This window comes from Candidatus Binatia bacterium (genome assembly GCA_029243485.1).
Taxonomy (GTDB): Bacteria; Desulfobacterota; Binatia; order UBA12015; family UBA12015; genus VGTG01.
Map to the genome: position 1 here is coordinate 122,001 of JAQWRY010000032.1, position 16,384 is coordinate 138,384.

Consider the following 16,384-nt stretch of genomic DNA (forward strand, 5'->3'; position numbering starts at 1 on the left):
CGCGCGAGTCGCGAGTCGTCGTACCGTATGTACTGCTGCGCCTATTCGCTGCCGAGGAAGAACACGGCGCCGATCAAGGCGAAGAGAGCGTTTGCCGTCCACGCGGCGACCACCGGTGGGAGCAGCTCTCCTTTGCCGAGGCTGGTCGTGAGCGCGAGGACGACCCAGTAGCTGAAGCCCACCACCAGGGCGATGCCCACGTTCGCGGCCGAACTGGATTGGCGGCTGTGTCGTGATGCCAGGGGAATCGCGATGAGGGACATCACGAGGCTCGCGAACGGCAGCGCGATTTTCAGCCACAACTCGACCTGCGAGTCCTGTGTGTTGATGCCCTTGGCCGCAAGCTGACGGGTCTGCTCGGCGAGGGCCGCGTAGCTCATGTGCTCGGCGTCCCGGTAGACGCCGGTGAAGTCCTTGGGCGTTTCCTTCAGCCCGAGCCCGTTGGGCTCTAGTGTCTTCGTTTCGACCTCTCCACTCGGGGCGACAATCACTTCGTAGGCGCCCTCGCTGTCCCAACCACTTCCGTTCCAGCGGGCGAGTGTCGCAGAGACGATGCGCCGTAGTTGGAAGTCGTCGTTGAACTCGTACCGGGTCAGACCGTGAATCTCGCTCTTCTTGGGGTCGAATCGGTCGATGTTCGTGAAGCCGCGCCTGTCCTGGTACCAGAGCTCGCGCTGCCGAAAGTGCGCTCGGTACGTCTTGTTCTTGATCTCTACGGTTTCGATGTAGTCCGAGCGGGCTGCACTTGGAGGGACGACGTACTCGTTGAAGGCGAGCATGGCGACCGAGAGGACACCGCACGCGAGCACGATCGGTGTTGCGATCTGCCAGAGGCTGATCCCGCACGCTCGCATCGCCATGAGTTCCGCCCGCCGGGCGAGCCCGCCGAGACCGAGGAGGGTAGCGGCCAGGACTGCCGCGGGCATGATCTGAGCGACGATCAGAGGGATCTTTAGGAGAAAATAGATGACGACCTGGGCGGTCGTGGGATCGTGCTGGAGGAAGCGTGGGATCCGCTCGAAGAAATCGATGCAGAGGTAGAGCAGGATGAACGCGGAGAGCGTCATGAAGAGTGCGCGTCCGAACTCGGTGAGCAGATAGCGCGCGACGGTCGGCAGCCAGAGGCTTCTGCTCATGACTCGGACCGCGCGGTCTGGAACTGGTTTCGAATCGAGTCGATCAAGCCGCTGGCTTTCCCCTCGAAGGGCGGCCGGGCCTCGCGCGATGCCCGGAAGAACAGGATCATGCCCGACACTCCCAGGATCGAGTTGGGAAGCCAGAGGGCGACCGGGACGGGCAGCACCTCGTTCGCGGCGAGCGCATCGCCGGCGGTGAGCAGCAGGTAGTAGATGAGAATTATGGCGAGGCTCATGGCGAGCCCTCGGGAGCGCACGGCTCGCACGGGCTGGAGTCCCAGCGGGATTGCGAGCAGCGGGAAGATCAGCGCCGCAAAGGGAATCGCCACGCGTCGCGCGAGTTCGATCCGTTCGCTCAGCGCCTTCTCGGTCGTCCCCGAACTGTCCGCCACGATCTTTTGCAGCTCTGCGAACGGGATCTCGCTCGGGTCGCGGTCGCGGGTCTCGAACTGCCCCAATGCCTGTCCGAGGTCGAGGGAGACGTCGTACTCGACGAAGTCGGTCTTGTGGAACTCCTTGTGTGCGGGCTCGTTCGTGAACGTGACCCCGTCCTGGAGCCGCAGGTGGAGCGTTTGCGCGGTCTCGTCGGCAACGAGGGTCCCGCGGCTCGCGATGACGGTATTCTCTTGTTCGGGGTTCCGCCGATCCGAAAGGAGGATGCGCCGGAGCTCCGTACCCGGGGGCTCGATCTCCTCCACGTAGATCACGAGGCCTGCGAAGTCGTCGTTGAAGACGTGCTCGGTGAGCCCGGCCGTTGCCCGAGTTCGGGCGAGTTCGAAGATTCCAGTCTTCAGCCGAGTATTGCCCCAGGGCCGGGCGTGCAGGGAGAGCATCATCGATGCGGCAAAGATCAGCACGGCGAATGCCGCGATCGGGACCGAAATCTGGTAGAGGCTCAGACCAGATGCCCGTAGTGCGATGAGCTCGCTGTCCGACGACATCCGTCCGATGGCCATGAGGATCGCGAGGAGAAGCGCCATCGGGACCGTGACCTCCAGGAACGCCGGGAGAATGTACGAAAACAACAGCAGGACCTGTCCCAGTGGCACCCCACGGTTCACCACGAGTTCCACCAGCTTCATGATGCGGGCGATCAGTAAGATGAACGTGAACAGGGCAAGGCCGGCAGCGAATGGGCCCAGCACCTGCAGGAACACGTAACGGTGAAGCGTTCGCCCCATGGAAGTGACTCGGCGATGCTAACGGACGCCCGAAAAGGTGTAAAACGTCGTGAGCGTGGCCGCCGCGGTCGACCTTCATATGTGGCCTGCGGCTGGCACGCGGTCGCCGCCTTTCTCAAGGCGCGCCCGGACGATGTCGAGGGCATTCTCGCGACCCGGGAGAATCGTACTCAGGCGGAATACCTGGCCTCGGACGCCAAGGTGCGGGTGGAGACCAGCGACCCCAAGTCTCTGGGAGCTCTCTCTGGAGGTGCCACCCACCAGGGGATAGCCGCCCTGGGCCGACCCCCCCGATTCTGGGACCTCGAGGAGGTCCTGGCGACCAAACCCGACATTCTGGTGGTTTTGGACGGTCTGACCGACCCTCGGAACATCGGCGCGATCCTGCGAACGGCCGAAGCCGCCGGGGCGGGGGGCGTGATCGTCGCAAAGGACCGGGCTCCCGGCCTGACACCGTCGCTGGTTAAGGCCGCGGCGGGGGCGGTCGAATGGCTCCCGATCGCCCGGGTCACGAACCTGGTCAGGTCCCTCGGTACTCTGCGATCGGCCGGAATCTGGGTGATCGGGCTGGACGGCGAGGCGGAGCTGAATCTGGGGGAGCCGGGGGCCGTTCCAGGTCTACCGGCGGCGCTGGTGATGGGTGCGGAGGGGGAGGGCGTCCGGCCGCTGATGCAAAAGAGCTGCGACCGGTTGGTCGGGATCCCGATGACGGGCCGAACCGAGTCTCTGAACGTCTCCGTAGCTGCCGGAATCGGACTTTGGGAACTCTCTCGCCTTCGTCGCGGGGCGTCATCTTGACACTCCCGAATTCTCTTTGGTAACAACGAAGTTTGACCCGCTTCCCGGAGCGTCGATAGGGAAGGTGTGGTTTCGGGGCGGCGATGCAAGTTTCTTTAGAAAAAACAATAAGTTGGGGCTGTATCGCGCGGCGCAGCAGGCGTCTCGAAGCGCCGATGTAGCTCAATTGGAAGAGCAACTGATTTGTAATCAGTAGGTTGTCGGTTCGAGTCCGATCATCGGCTCGCTCAGCGACGGGTGTCTCGGAGAGGTACCCAAGTGGCCAACGGGAGCAGACTGTAAATCTGCCGGCTTATGCCTTCGGAGGTTCGAATCCTCCCCTCTCCATGGGGAAGAATCCGAGAATTGAACAGTTGGAAGTCAGGGTCGGGCGGGAATAGCTCAGCTGGCTAGAGCACGAGCCTTCCAAGCTCGGGGTCGCGGGTTCGAATCCCGTTTCCCGCTTTCGATAGAGGGTCGAGCCCCATGCCTGGGGGAGCGGCACCAAACACTCGGTACTATACAGGCCCAGGTAGCTCAGTCGGCAGAGCACGTCCTTGGTAAGGACGAGGTCGGCGGTTCGATCCCGCTCCTGGGCTCGTTCGGAATGTAAGTCGCACGATTAGGCGAGGAAGAAGAAGAAGATGCGAGATCTCGTGGCGCTTCAGTGTGAAGAATGTAAACGCAAGAACTACACGACCACGCGGAACAAGAAGCGTACGACCGAAAAGCTCACGATGAAGAAGTTCTGTGCAGCGTGTCGGAGTCACCGCCCTCACAAAGAGGTCAAAGTCTGATCGTGCGTCGGGCGTCCGAGGGCCAGTAGCTCTAATTGGCTAGAGCATCGGACTCCAAATCCGAGGGTTGCAGGTTCGAATCCTGCCTGGCCTGCTGCCCGGCTGTCTCGACCGGGGTGGTCGAGGCAAAATCAGACTCAAAGCAGTTTTTAAGAAGGGAACACGGACGAAATGGCGAAGCAGTCGGAAAGCCGCGGTGCTCAGGGCGGTGCCCAGAGCAAGGTGGGTGAGATAATTTCGGCTGGTCCGCGTTCGATCCAGTTCGTAAAAGAAGCATGGCAGGAGTTGCAGAAGGTCCACTGGCCTACCCGCAAGGAGACCTACCAGGCGACTGCCGTCGTCCTGGTGGTCGTCGGAATTTCAGCGGTTTTCCTGGGTTTGGTCGACTTCGCACTCTCGTTCGCCATGCAATACATCATGGGCACTTCATGAGTGGCCCGGGCCTGCCGGCATTCCTGCAGACCCCCAACGTCGCGAGGAAATAATTGATGTCCGGTTCGACGGAGTCTTCCGGAGGCGCATCGCCGCCTGCCGCGGGACGCTGGTACGTCGTCCACACATACTCGGGGTACGAGGCCAAAGTGAAGGCCTCGCTCGACGAGCGTCGTCGCTCGGAGACCGCCAAGAAGCAGGCCGAACTGGCCAACCTCGAGGCGAGAGAGAATCCGAACGACAAAGAACTGGTGGTCATCGCCGAGTTCAAAGTCGCGCTCGAGCAGTTGGACTCGTTTCAGAACATTTTGGTACCGGCCGAGAAGGTCGTCGAGCTCGTAAAAGGGCAACGACGCACCTCTACGCGCAAGTTCTTCCCGGGCTACATCCTGGTCAACGTCGGGATCCTCGGGGACTTCATCAAGGGGCTGATCAAGTCTACGCCGCGGGTCACGGGATTCGTCGGCGGGACGGACGATCCCCCCGCGATCAGCGAGTCGGAAGTCATGGAGATCACCCAGCAGATGGAAGAGGGGGCTACCAAGCCCAGGGTCCTCTTCTCTGCAGGCGACAGCGTCAAGGTGATCGACGGTCCGTTCCAGGACTTCAACGGTACGGTGGAAGAAGTGAAGCCCGAAAAGGGCAAGCTCCGCGTCCTGATCAGCATCTTTGGTCGGGCTACGCCTGTGGAGCTGGAATTCGTTCAGGTCGAAAAGGCCTGATCGGACTAGTCGAGGAAACAAAGTGGCAAAGAAGGTCATCGGAGAGATCAAACTCCAGATTCCGGCAGGTTCGGCGAACCCGAGCCCGCCCGTGGGTCCTGCACTCGGTCAGCGTGGCGTGAACATCATGGAGTTCTGCAAGGCGTTCAACGCCCAGACGCAGAGCCAAGCCGGGTTGATCATCCCGGTCATCATCACGGTGTACGCGGACCGTTCATTCACTTTCATCACGAAGACCCCGCCCGCTTCAGTTCTGCTGAAGAAGGCCGCGGGCCTTCAGAAGGGATCGCAGGAGCCGCGCCGAACGATGGTCGGTGAGGTTACGCGCGCTCAGGTGCGTGAGATCGCAACGACCAAGCTGCCCGACTTGAACGCCGTCACGATGGATGCGGCGGAGCGCATCGTCGAAGGGACGGCGCGCAGCATGGGCCTAACGGTGGTGGACTGAATCATGGGGCACCTGAGTAAGAGACTGACGAAGGCCCGTGAGGGGATCGACCGCACGCGGCGCTACTCGCTGGCGGAGGCCCTCGGCCTCGCCGTCGAAGCGGCGCCCGCGAAGTTCGACGAGACCGTCGAACTGGCCGTGGTTTTGGGCGTCGACCCCCGCCAGGCAGAGCAGAACGTTCGCGGCACCTGCCAGCTCCCGCACGGGACCGGCAAGAGCGTGCGCGTCCTCGTGTTCGCCAAGGGGGACAAGATCAAAGAGGCGGAAGACGCCGGTGCCGACTTCGTCGGCGGCGACGATCTGGCTCAGAAGATCCAGGGCGAAGGCTGGCTCGAGTTCGACAAGGCCATCGCGACCCCAGACATGATGGCCGTCGTCGGCAAGCTCGGTAAGGTTCTCGGCCCTCGCGGCCTGATGCCGAACCCGAAGGTCGGGACCGTCACTATGGACGTGTCCAAGGCAGTCGCCGAGCTGAAGGCGGGCAAGGTCGAGTACCGCGTCGACAAGGCGGGGATCATCCACGTGCCGATCGGCAAGCGCTCTTTCGGCGCCGAGAAGCTCGTCGACAACGCCCAGTGCGTCATCGACAGCCTCCTGCGCGCCAAGCCGCAGGCCGCCAAGGGCACCTACATGAAGGCCATCGCCGTCTCGACGACGATGGGGCCGGGAATCCGCATCGATCCCGTGGCCGTGAAGGCGGCGGCTTGAGCCGCAGGGCTGTGGAGATCAACCCGTGAACGTCGAAGCCAAAGCCAAAGCGGAAGTCATCGAGGGTCTGAAGGACCGGCTCGGTCGGGCCAACATTGCGATCATCGCCGAGCCCAACGGCCTGAACGTCGCGGAGGTCACCGGCCTGCGCAACAAGATGCGCGAGATGGAAGGCGAGTACAAAATCGCCAAGAACACGCTCGCGCTCCGGGCTTTCAAAGAAAGTGATTTCGAGCCCCTGCATGAGATGCTGGTCGGCCAGACCGCGCTCGTGTTCGGGTACGGCGACCCCGTCGCCGTCGCCAAGGAGCTCGTCAAGTTCACCAAGGACAATGCAGAGAAGCTCCAGATCAAAGGAGCGATTCTCGAAGGACAGCTCTTTGCGGGAGAAGACGTAAAGCAGCTTGCGAAGCTCAAGACGAAGGATGAGCTCCGCTCGCAGCTTCTCAGTGTTCTCACTGCACCGGCCACGCAACTCGTACGGCTTCTCAGTGAGCCGGCGAACCAGCTGGCGCGTGTCATTAAGGCGCGCGGCGACTCGGGCGCCCCGGCAGACTGAAGCCCGCCACACCGACAACCAGAACCCCTGGGCGGCCCAATAGGCCGCTAAGAAGTAGGTAAGGAGAGAACATGCCCATCACGGCGGAGAAGATGAACGAGATCATCGACCAGCTTTCGGAGCTGACGATCATGGAAGTTTCGCAGCTTGTGAGCGCGCTCGAGGAGAAGTGGGGCGTCAGTGCTGCTGCTCCGGTCGCGGTCGCTGCAGCTGGAGCCGGCGGCGACGCCGGCGGCGAGGCCGCGCCCGAGAAGGATGAGTTCAACGTCATCCTGAAGGCGGCCGGCGAGAAGAAGATCCAGGTCATCAAGGCGGTACGCGAGATCACTGGTCTCGGCCTGAAGGAAGCCAAGGATCTCGTCGACGGCGCGCCCAAGGCGGTTAAGGAAGGCGCGACCAAGGACGAGGCCGAAGAGATGAAGAAGAAGATCGAGGAGGCCGGCGGTACCGTCGAGCTGGACTAGCGCGTCACGCGTCGGCGATGCCGCGCGGGTCAAAAAGTAGTTTTTTCAAGATGGCACGGGCCAGAAATGTGCCCGTGCGTCTTGTCGTCGGAAGGCCAGTCGCCGTCTGGCGCCCCGGATTCTTCGGGGCGGCTAAGACGGCATTAGGAGCGTAGATGGCATCTCAGGTTGCTGAGAATTTCCGTCCCAGGCGTAACTTCGGGAAGATCAAGAAGGTTGTCGACATCCCGAATCTCATCGAGATTCAGCGGCGGTCGTACGACGACTTCCTGCAGAAGGACGTCGCCTCGGATGAGCGCACAGACCTCGGTCTGCAGGCGGTCTTCAAGTCCGTCTTCCCGATTCGCGACTTCAACGACACCTCTGAGCTGGACTTCGTCAGCTACACGATTGGCCAGCCGAAGTTCGACATCGACGAGTGTCATCAGCGCGGGAACAACTACGCCGCACCGCTAAAGGTGACCGTCCATCTGGTCATCTACGACGTCGATCCGGCGACCGGCGCGCGCTCGATCAAGAACGTGAAGGAGCAGGAGGTCTACTTCGGCGAGATTCCGCTGATGACCCCGCACGGCACGTTCATGATCAACGGCACGGAGCGCGTCATCGTTTCGCAGCTCCACCGTTCCCCGGGCGTCTTCTTCGACGACGACAAGGGCAAGACCCACTCCTCGGGCAAGCTCCTCTTCAAGGCCCGCATCATTCCGTATCGTGGCTCCTGGATCGATCTCGAATTCGACCCGCGGGACATCATGTACGTGCGCATCGACCGTCGCCGGAAGTTCCATGCATCCGTGCTGCTGCGCGCCCTCGGGATGAACACCGAGGATCTGCTCAACTACTACTATAAGAAGGACACGATCGTCCTGAAGGACGGCCAGGCGAGCCGTATCTTCCGTCCCGAGCTTCACGGCGGGATCAAGGTCGGCCGCGACATCCGTCATCCGGACAGTAACGTGATCCTCATCAAGGAGGGCCGCAAGCTCACGAAGGGCGCATTGCGGCAGCTCGAGGGCGCCGGCGTCGAGCTGCTGCCCATCGCCTCAGAGGACCTCATCGGCAAGGTCGCCTGCTACGACATCCCGGATCCGGATACCGGTGAGGTGTTGATCGAGTGCAACGAGGAGATCACTCCGGAGATCCTCGAGGTGCTGCAGGAGCGCAAGATCAACCGCTTCGACGTGCTCTTCGTCGAGAGCACTGGTCCCTGGCTTCGCAACACGATGCTGCAGGACAAGGTCGCTGACTCGGACGAGGCGATCATGGAGATCTACAAGCGTCTCCGCCCGGGTGATCCGCCGACCCGCGAGACGGCCCGTACGTTCTTCGACAACCTGTTCTTCAACAAGGACCGCTACGATCTCTCGAAGGTCGGCCGCCTCAAGCTGAACCACAAGCTGCGAGTCGATGCGCCCCTCGATCAGGGCACCCTTCGCGCCGCCGACATCCTCGAGGTCGTTCGCTACCTGAACGATCTGAAAAACGGCATCGGCCAGATCGACGATATCGATCACCTCGGCAACCGGCGTGTTCGCGCGGTCGGCGAGTTGGTCGAGAATCAGTACCGCATCGGTCTGGTTCGCATGGAGCGCGCCATCAAGGAGCGCATGAGCCTGCAGGACATCGAGACGCTGATGCCGCAGGAGTTGATCAACTACAAACCGGTCGCGGCCGTGATCAAGGAGTTCTTCGGCTCCTCGCAGCTGTCCCAGTTCATGGATCAGACGAACCCGCTCTCGGAGGTCACCCACAAGCGTCGCCTTTCGGCACTCGGACCGGGTGGTCTCACGCGCGAGCGGGCGGGCTTCGAGGTTCGCGACGTTCACCCGACCCACTATGGTCGTGTCTGTCCGATTGAGACTCCTGAAGGCCCGAACATCGGTCTGATCGCGTCGCTCTCGACCTACGCCCGGGTGAACAACTACGGCTTCGTCGAGACTCCGTACCGCAAGGCGGCCGAAGGTTCCGTCACCGACGAGATCCGATACCTGTCCGCACTCGAAGAGGAAGATCACGTGATCGCCCAGGCGAACGCGAAGGTCGACCCCGAGGGCAACTTCACGGCGAATCTGATCTCGGCGCGTGCGGCGGGTGAGTTCCAGCAGGTGCCTCCTAGTCAGATCGAGTTCATGGACGTGTCGCCGAACCAGTTGGTGTCGGTGGCGGCCTCGCTCATCCCGTTCCTCGAGAACGATGATGCGAACCGTGCGCTCATGGGATCGAACATGCAGCGGCAGGCGGTGCCTCTCCTGCGTACCGACGCTCCGCTCGTGGGCACCGGCGTCGAGTCGATCGTCGCCCGGGACTCGGGTGTGACACTGGTCGCGCAGCGCGACGGGGTCGTCGAGAGCGTCGATGCCACGCGGATCGTGATTCGTGCCGACAAGCTCAAGACCGACGGCAACGACACCGGAATCGATATCCACTCCCTGGTGAAGTACCAGCGCTCGAACCAGAGCACGTGCATCAACCAGAAGCCGATCGTCAAGACCGGCGACCGAGTGACGGCCGGCGACGTCATCGCCGACGGTCCCGCCACGGAGATGGGCGAGTTGGCACTCGGCCGGAACGTCCTCGTGGCCTTCATGCCCTGGGGTGGCTACAACTTCGAGGACTCGATTCTCATCAGTGAGCGTGTGGTGAAGGAGGATCTCTTCACCTCGGTGCACATCGAAGAGTTCGAGTGCGTCGCACGCGACACGAAGCTCGGCCCCGAAGACATCACGCGGGACATTCCGAACGTCGGTGAGGAGGCCTTGGCCGATCTCGACGAGTCGGGAATCATCCGCATCGGTGCCGAGGTTCATCCGAGCGACATCCTCGTCGGCAAGATCACCCCGAAGGGTGAGACGCAGCTGTCTCCGGAAGAGAAGCTCCTCCGCGCCATCTTCGGCGAGAAGGCGGGCGAGGTTCGTGACACCTCCCTCAAGGTGCCCCCGGGCGTCGAGGGTACGGTCATCGAGGCGCGCGTGTTCTCCCGCAAGGGCGTCACGAAGGATGAGCGCTCGCGTCAGATCGAAGAGGATGAGGTTGCCCGTCTGAAGAAGGACGAGGAAGACCAGGTCCGCATTCTTCGCGAGAGCACCGGGCGGAAGGCCAAGAGCCTTCTCGTCGGGAAGACCACCACGACTCGTGTGAGCGACGACCATCGTCGTCAGTTGCTGGCCAAGGGCCAGGAGCTCACCGCCGAGGACATCGACGAGAACGTTCCGTCGGCGTACTGGGGCGACATCCGCATCGGTGACGAGGCGGCCGAGCAGGAGTTGGAGCAGACCTGTCGCGCGATGCGCGAGCAGATCGACCGGCTGAACTCGGTCACGGTCGAGAAGATCGAGCGCCTCCAGGGCGGCGACGAACTCGCACCGGGCGTCATTAAGATGGTCAAGGTTTTCGTGGCCATCAAACGCAAGTTGCAGGTCGGCGACAAGATGGCCGGTCGCCACGGCAACAAGGGCGTTTTGTCCCGGATCCTTCCGGAAGAGGACATGCCCTATCTGGCCGACGGTACTCCGGTCGACATCGTCCTCAACCCGCTCGGCGTTCCGTCCCGCATGAACGTGGGACAGATCCTCGAGACGCATCTGGGCTGGGCGGCACGGAACCTTGGGGTGGGGCTCAATGCGGCCGCCTCGAACGGTGGCGATACGGAGCATCTGCGTTCGGAGCTCACGGATCTCTACGGGGAGCAGTACAAAGAGGTCTTCTCCGATCTCGAAGAAGGTGACCTCAAGTCGATCGCGAAGAAGGCCGCGGGTGGCATTCACACCGCCACGCCGGTCTTCGACGGGGCGTCGGAGGACGAGATTTTCGGCCTCCTCACCCGGGCGGGTCTGTCGGATACCGGTCAGACGACGTTGTACGACGGCAAGAGCGGCGAGGCGTTCTCGCAGCCGGTGACCGTCGGCATCATCTACATCCTGAAGCTTCACCACCTCGTCGACGACAAGATCCACGCTCGTTCGACGGGCCCGTACTCTCTCGTCACGCAGCAGCCTCTGGGTGGCAAGGCTCAGTTCGGTGGGCAGCGTCTCGGTGAGATGGAGGTGTGGGCACTCGAGGCGTACGGCGCCGCCTACACCCTGCAGGAGATGTTGACGGTGAAATCAGACGACGTGGTCGGTCGCACGCGAATGTACGAAGCCATCGTCAAGGGCGAGTCCGTCCTCGAGCCGGGTCTGCCGGAGTCCTTCAACGTCATGTTGAAGGAGCTGCAGAGCCTCGGCCTCGATGTCGAGCTGCTCGAGGAAGAAACCCAACAAACGCCACCCCCGGCGATCCCGGCGGCGGAGTAGGAGGAGCGTATGGAAGATCTCTTCAGTCTCTTTGAGAAGCCGAAGAACCCTATCGCCTTCGGATCCCTCCGTATTTCCATAGGCTCTCCGGAGATCATCCGTTCGTGGTCGCACGGTGAGGTGAAGAAGCCGGAGACCATCAACTACCGGACGTTCAAGCCGGAGCGCGATGGTCTCTTCTGCGCAAAGATCTTCGGACCGACGAAGGACTACGAGTGCAATTGCGGCAAGTACAAGCGCATGCGTCACCGTGGTGTCGTCTGTGAGAAGTGCGGCGTCGAGGTCATTCAGAGCAAGGTTCGCCGCGAGCGCATGGGTCACATCGACCTGGCGACGCCCGTTGCGCACATCTGGTTTCTGAAGAGCCTTCCATCACGCATCGGCACGGCGCTCGACCTGACGCTGAAAGAGGTCGAGAAGGTTCTGTACTTCGAGTCCTACGTCGTGATGGACCCGAAGGACACGCCGCTCCAGAAGAACGAGCTTCTCACCGAGACCGCTTACCGCCAGGCGATCGAGGAGCACGGCCCGGACAGCTTCAAAGCCGACATGGGAGCCGAAGCCATCCGCCAGCTGCTCGGCGAGATCGAAGTCGAGAAGACCGCCGGCGAGCTCCGCGAGGAGATGAAGGCGGCGACGAGTGAGGCCAAGCGCAAGAAGCTCGCGAAGCGCCTCAAGGTCATCAGCGCTCTGAAGCGTTCGGGCATCCGTCCCGAGTGGATGATCCTCGAGGTCGTGCCGGTCATTCCGCCCGATCTGCGTCCCCTCGTGCCGCTCGACGGTGGTCGATTCGCCACGTCGGACCTGAACGATCTCTACCGCCGCGTCATCAACCGGAACAATCGTCTGAAGCGCCTGATGGAGCTGCAGGCACCGGACATCATCATCCGCAACGAGAAGCGCATGCTGCAGGAGGCCGTCGACGCTCTGTTCGACAACGGCCGCCGCGGTCGTGCGATCACCGGACCGAACAAGCGTCCGCTGAAGTCGCTCTCGGACATGCTCAAGGGCAAGACCGGTCGCTTCCGTCAGAACCTTCTCGGAAATCGTGTCGACTACTCGGGCCGCTCGGTCATCGTCGTGGGCCCGGAGCTTCGCCTCCACCAGTGCGGCCTGCCGAAGAAGATGGCTCTCGAGCTGTTCAAGCCGTTCATCTACAACAAGCTCGAAGAGCGCGGTCTGGTCACGACGATCAAGAGTGCGAAGAAGATGGTGGAGAAGGAGCGTCCCGAGGTGTGGGACATTCTGGACGAGGTCATCCGCGAGCATCCCGTGATGCTGAACCGCGCACCGACCCTCCATCGACTCGGCATCCAGGCTTTCGAGCCGGTGCTGATCGAGGGCAAGGCCATCCAGCTACATCCGTTAGTCTGTGCGGCGTACAACGCCGACTTCGACGGTGATCAGATGGCGGTTCACGTTCCGCTGTCGGTCGAGGCACAGGTCGAAGCTCGCGCGCTCATGATGTCGACCAACAACATCCTCTCACCCGCCAACGGCAAGCCGATCATCGTGCCCACGCAGGACATGGTGCTCGGGCTCTACTGGATGACGCGTGAGCGTCCCGGCGTCCGCGGTGAGGGAGCGATCTTCTCGGGCGGCGAAGAAGTTCGAATCGCCTACGATCAGAATGAGATCGACCTTCAGGCCAAGGTGACCGTCCGGATCGAGGGCGAGCGCGTCGAAACGACCGTCGGTCGCGTTCTCCTGTATGAGATCGTCCCGGAGGAGATTCCGTTCGCCGAAGTCAACAAGGTGATGAAGAAGAAGGAACTCGCGAACCTGATCGACATCGCCTACCGCCGGTCCAAGAACAAGTCGACGGTCATCTTCGCCGACAAGCTCAAGGACGTCGGTTACCAGCACGCGACCAAGGCCGGCATTTCGATTGGCATCAAGGACATGCGGATCCCCGACACGAAGGGGGCCTTCATCGACGAGGCGCACGAGGAAGTGGCGGAGATTGCCGAGCAGCACGCCAACGGGCTCATCACCGAGGGCGAGCGCTACAACAAGGTCGTCGACATCTGGGCTCAGAAGACCGATCAGATCGCCGACGCGATGATGCAAGGGATCCGCACCGAAGAGATCGCGGATAACCAGGGCAAGAAGCACGTAGTCGAGAGCTTCAACCCTATCTTCATGATGGCGGATTCCGGAGCGCGTGGTTCGGCACAGCAGATTCGTCAGCTGGCCGGCATGCGTGGTCTGATGGCGAAGCCGTCGGGTGAGATCATCGAGACGCCGATCACGGCGAACTTCCGCGAAGGTTTGACCGTGCTGCAGTACTTCATCTCGACGCACGGTGCTCGTAAGGGTCTCGCCGATACGGCTCTGAAGACCGCGAACTCGGGTTACCTGACCCGTCGACTCGTCGACGTGGCACAGGACTGCATCATCAACGAGATCGACTGCGGTACCTTCGACGGCATCGACATGACGCCGTTGATGGAAGGCGGCGAGATCATCGAGTCGCTCGGTGATCGCGTCCTCGGCCGCGTGGCTCTCGAGGACATCCTGGATCCGTTCGACGATCGGGTTCTGGTCGAAGCGAACGACGAGATCGACGAAGAGAAGGTTACCCTCATCGAAGAGGCCAACGTCGATCACGTGAAGATCCGCTCCGTGCTGACGTGTGCCGCAACCCGCGGTGTTTGCTGCAGTTGCTACGGCCGTGATCTCTCGCGGGGACACATGGTGAACATCGGTGAGGCGATTGGCGTCATTGCGGCTCAGTCGATCGGTGAGCCGGGCACGCAGCTCACGATGCGCACTTTCCACATCGGTGGTGCGGCGAGTCGGCAGATCGAGCAGACCGAGCTGGAGGCGCGCCACGACGGTGTCGTGCGCTACCTGGGACTCCAAGTCGTCACGAACAAGGACGGTGACCGAGTCGCCATGTCCCGAAACGGCCAGATTTCGGTCGTAGAGGTCAGTGAGGAGAAGGGTCGCGAGCGCGAGCGCGAACGCTACCCGATCCTTCCGGGCGCGAAGCTCAAGATTGCGGACGGCGGTCCGGTCAAGCGCGGTGACATGATGGCCGAGTGGGACGCGTACACCGTCCCGGTCCTGACGGAGGTCGGGGGCAAGGTGAAGTTCGGCGACCTGATGCCGGGTGTCACCATGGAAGACCGGCTCGACGAACGAACCGGCCTCTCGACGACGGTCGTCATCGATTACACGGCGAGCCTCACGGCGCCGCTGGAAGACAAGTCAACCAAGACGGTCAAGGGGAAGAAGAAGTCCGCCAAGACCAAGAAGGAAGAGGCGGCAGCGGCTCAGCCGACACCGCGTATCTCCATCAAGGGCGCAGACGGCAAGACCGTGAAGCTCGAGAGCGGGCAGGAAGCTCGCTACCAGCTCCCGGTTGGCATCCACCTCTCGGTGGTCGACGGCCAGGAGGTCCACGCCGGAGACGTCGTGGCGAAGATGCCTCGCGAAACCACCAAGACCAAGGATATCACCGGTGGTCTGCCTCGGGTCGCCGAGCTCTTCGAGGCTCGCAAGCCCAAGGAGTTCGCGATCGTCAGCGAGATCGACGGTGTGGTCTCCTTCGGCAAGGACACCAAGGGTAAGCGGAAGGTGGAGGTCACGCCGGAAGTCGGCGAGAAGCGCGAGTATCTCATCCCCAAGGGCAAGCACATGCGTGCCCACCCAGGGGACCACGTCCGCGCCGGCGATGCGCTGATGGACGGCTCGTCGAACCCACACGACATCCTGACCATCATGGGGGAGAAGGCCCTGGCCAAGTTCCTCGTGGACGAGGTTCAGGAGATCTACCGCCTCCAGGGTGTGCGCATCAACGACAAGCACATCGAGGTGATCGTCCGGCAGATGCTCCGCCGGGTCCGGATCACGGCGGTGGGCGATACCGAATTCCTCATCGGAGATAGCGTCGAGAAATGGCGCTTCGAGGACGAGAACCGCAAGGCGGAAGAGGCCGGTGGCGAGCCTGCCCGAGCCGAGCCGCTCTTGCTCGGTATCACCAAGGCGAGCCTGTCGACCGAGAGCTTCATCTCTGCGGCCTCCTTCCAGGAGACCACGAAGGTGCTCACGGAGGCCGCCATCAACGGCAAGATGGACCGTCTGACGGGCCTCAAAGAGAACGTCATCATGGGCCGGCTGATCCCCGCCGGGACCGGTGTAAAACAGTACAACGAGCTCGAAGTCGAGGTTCACGAGCCGGAGGCGGGCAGTCTTCCGGACGAGGAGACGGGTCTCGTGGGCGACCACACGGTGGAGGTCGCTTGACTTGAAAGCCCTCGTTTCCTAAATATTTCTGCTTCACCCTGTGTATTCCCGCCTTGACGCAGTGAGCCATCGCGGAAAATTCCCTAGATTCCTAGGATTACCGGGCCATTAGAACCACGAACCCAGTTGCTTCGCGGAGAGTAAGCGGAGCAAACGGGACCAATACGGATACGAACTTCGGATGCCTACGATCAATCAACTCGTGAAGCGTGGCCGCGAAAAGCAGCGGCGCAAGCTGAACACACCCGCACTGCAGCGTTCGCCGCAGAAGCGGGGTGTTTGCACCCGCGTCTACACGCAGACGCCGAAGAAGCCGAACTCGGCCCTTCGGAAGGTCGCACGCGTGCGCCTCACGAACGGCATCGAGGTCACGTCCTACATCCCTGGCATCGGCCACAACTTGCAGGAGCACTCAGTGGTGCTCATTCGCGGGGGTCGTGTGAAGGATCTCCCGGGCGTGCGGTACCACATCATCCGCGGGACTCTCGACGCCGTCGGCGTCACCGAGAGGAAGAGCGGTCGATCCAAGTACGGCGCCAAGCGGCCCAAGTAGGAAGCGGGTCGCGTCGATTTACCACATTCATCCACAATAGGTAGTTGGGGATGCCTTCCGGCCA

At 62.2% G+C, this 16,384-nt stretch carries 13 protein-coding genes and 5 tRNA genes; 16 read left to right on the forward strand and 2 right to left on the reverse strand.

The window, feature by feature from the left end; genetic code table 11:
* Nucleotides 1-41: 41 nt before the first annotated feature.
* Both lptG and lptF read right to left on the reverse strand, forming a co-directional pair.
* Entirely contained in the window at nucleotides 42-1,136 is a 1,095-nt protein-coding gene (gene lptG, locus P8R42_10990; protein ID MDG2305161.1) for an LPS export ABC transporter permease LptG, read from the reverse strand.
* Nucleotides 1,133-2,317 carry an LPS export ABC transporter permease LptF gene (lptF, locus tag P8R42_10995; protein MDG2305162.1) on the reverse strand — a complete coding sequence of 395 codons (1,185 nt, stop codon included), beginning with the start codon at nucleotides 2,315-2,317 and terminating at the stop codon, nucleotides 1,133-1,135. The genes lptG and lptF overlap by 4 nt, the downstream gene beginning before the upstream one ends.
* 81 nt (nucleotides 2,318-2,398) lie before the next feature.
* On the opposite strand from lptF, the gene rlmB reads away from it, so the two are divergent.
* From rlmB to rpsL, 16 genes are all read left to right on the forward strand, one after another.
* Complete coding sequence (rlmB, locus tag P8R42_11000) at nucleotides 2,399-3,115, forward strand: 23S rRNA (guanosine(2251)-2'-O)-methyltransferase RlmB (GenBank protein ID MDG2305163.1); 717 nt, start codon at nucleotides 2,399-2,401, stop codon at nucleotides 3,113-3,115.
* Between the two features lie 151 nt (nucleotides 3,116-3,266).
* Nucleotides 3,267-3,339 (forward strand) — tRNA-Thr (locus tag P8R42_11005).
* Between the two features lie 20 nt (nucleotides 3,340-3,359).
* Nucleotides 3,360-3,442 (forward strand) — tRNA-Tyr (locus tag P8R42_11010).
* A gap of 43 nt (nucleotides 3,443-3,485) precedes the next feature.
* Nucleotides 3,486-3,559, forward strand: a tRNA-Gly gene (locus P8R42_11015).
* A 61-nt stretch (nucleotides 3,560-3,620) separates the two neighbouring features.
* A tRNA-Thr gene (locus P8R42_11020) sits at nucleotides 3,621-3,693 on the forward strand.
* 45 nt (nucleotides 3,694-3,738) lie between these two features.
* Complete coding sequence (gene rpmG / locus P8R42_11025) at nucleotides 3,739-3,891, forward strand: 50S ribosomal protein L33 (GenBank protein MDG2305164.1); 153 nt, start codon at nucleotides 3,739-3,741, stop codon at nucleotides 3,889-3,891.
* 19 nt (nucleotides 3,892-3,910) lie between these two features.
* Nucleotides 3,911-3,985: transfer RNA gene (locus tag P8R42_11030), tRNA-Trp, on the forward strand.
* A 77-nt stretch (nucleotides 3,986-4,062) separates the two neighbouring features.
* Complete coding sequence (gene secE, locus P8R42_11035) at nucleotides 4,063-4,323, forward strand: preprotein translocase subunit SecE (GenBank protein MDG2305165.1); 261 nt, start codon at nucleotides 4,063-4,065, stop codon at nucleotides 4,321-4,323.
* Between the two features lie 56 nt (nucleotides 4,324-4,379).
* Nucleotides 4,380-5,045, forward strand: coding sequence for a transcription termination/antitermination protein NusG (gene nusG / locus P8R42_11040; protein ID MDG2305166.1), 666 nt, complete (start codon nucleotides 4,380-4,382; stop codon nucleotides 5,043-5,045).
* 22 nt (nucleotides 5,046-5,067) lie between these two features.
* Nucleotides 5,068-5,493 carry a 50S ribosomal protein L11 gene (gene rplK, locus P8R42_11045; protein MDG2305167.1) on the forward strand — a complete coding sequence of 142 codons (426 nt, stop codon included), beginning with the start codon at nucleotides 5,068-5,070 and terminating at the stop codon, nucleotides 5,491-5,493.
* 12 nt (nucleotides 5,494-5,505) lie between these two features.
* Nucleotides 5,506-6,201 (forward strand): 50S ribosomal protein L1, encoded by a 696-nt coding sequence (rplA, locus tag P8R42_11050; protein ID MDG2305168.1) that lies wholly within the window; start codon nucleotides 5,506-5,508, stop codon nucleotides 6,199-6,201.
* A gap of 25 nt (nucleotides 6,202-6,226) precedes the next feature.
* Nucleotides 6,227-6,760 (forward strand): 50S ribosomal protein L10, encoded by a 534-nt coding sequence (rplJ, locus tag P8R42_11055; protein MDG2305169.1) that lies wholly within the window; start codon nucleotides 6,227-6,229, stop codon nucleotides 6,758-6,760.
* 71 nt (nucleotides 6,761-6,831) lie between these two features.
* Nucleotides 6,832-7,224, forward strand: a complete 393-nt coding sequence (gene rplL / locus P8R42_11060) for a 50S ribosomal protein L7/L12 (GenBank protein ID MDG2305170.1) — start codon at nucleotides 6,832-6,834, stop codon at nucleotides 7,222-7,224.
* Between the two features lie 155 nt (nucleotides 7,225-7,379).
* The gene (rpoB, locus tag P8R42_11065) at nucleotides 7,380-11,516 is read left to right on the forward strand and encodes a DNA-directed RNA polymerase subunit beta (GenBank protein MDG2305171.1); all 4,137 of its coding nucleotides are present in this window, start codon (nucleotides 7,380-7,382) and stop codon (nucleotides 11,514-11,516) included.
* A 9-nt stretch (nucleotides 11,517-11,525) separates the two neighbouring features.
* On the forward strand, nucleotides 11,526-15,767 hold the full coding sequence (rpoC, locus tag P8R42_11070; GenBank protein ID MDG2305172.1) for a DNA-directed RNA polymerase subunit beta': 4,242 nt from the start codon (nucleotides 11,526-11,528) through the stop codon (nucleotides 15,765-15,767).
* Nucleotides 15,768-15,948: 181 nt separating this feature from the next.
* The gene (rpsL, locus tag P8R42_11075) at nucleotides 15,949-16,320 is read left to right on the forward strand and encodes a 30S ribosomal protein S12 (protein ID MDG2305173.1); all 372 of its coding nucleotides are present in this window, start codon (nucleotides 15,949-15,951) and stop codon (nucleotides 16,318-16,320) included.
* Nucleotides 16,321-16,384: the final 64 nt, after the last annotated feature.

Bases quoted from the DNA above. Each gene is read 5' to 3' on its own strand.
- secE (MDG2305165.1), top strand. From the start codon at position 4,063: ATGGCGAAGCAGTCGGAAAGCCGCGGTGCTCAGGGCGGTGCCCAGAGC.
- rpoC (MDG2305172.1), top strand. From the start codon at position 11,526: ATGGAAGATCTCTTCAGTCTCTTTGAGAAGCCGAAGAACCCTATCGCC.
- rpoB (MDG2305171.1), top strand. From the start codon at position 7,380: ATGGCATCTCAGGTTGCTGAGAATTTCCGTCCCAGGCGTAACTTCGGG.
- lptF (MDG2305162.1), bottom strand. From the start codon at position 2,317: ATGGGGCGAACGCTTCACCGTTACGTGTTCCTGCAGGTGCTGGGCCCA.
- rpmG (MDG2305164.1), top strand. From the start codon at position 3,739: ATGCGAGATCTCGTGGCGCTTCAGTGTGAAGAATGTAAACGCAAGAAC.
- lptG (MDG2305161.1), bottom strand. From the start codon at position 1,136: ATGAGCAGAAGCCTCTGGCTGCCGACCGTCGCGCGCTATCTGCTCACC.
- rplL (MDG2305170.1), top strand. From the start codon at position 6,832: ATGCCCATCACGGCGGAGAAGATGAACGAGATCATCGACCAGCTTTCG.
- nusG (MDG2305166.1), top strand. From the start codon at position 4,380: ATGTCCGGTTCGACGGAGTCTTCCGGAGGCGCATCGCCGCCTGCCGCG.
- rpsL (MDG2305173.1), top strand. From the start codon at position 15,949: ATGCCTACGATCAATCAACTCGTGAAGCGTGGCCGCGAAAAGCAGCGG.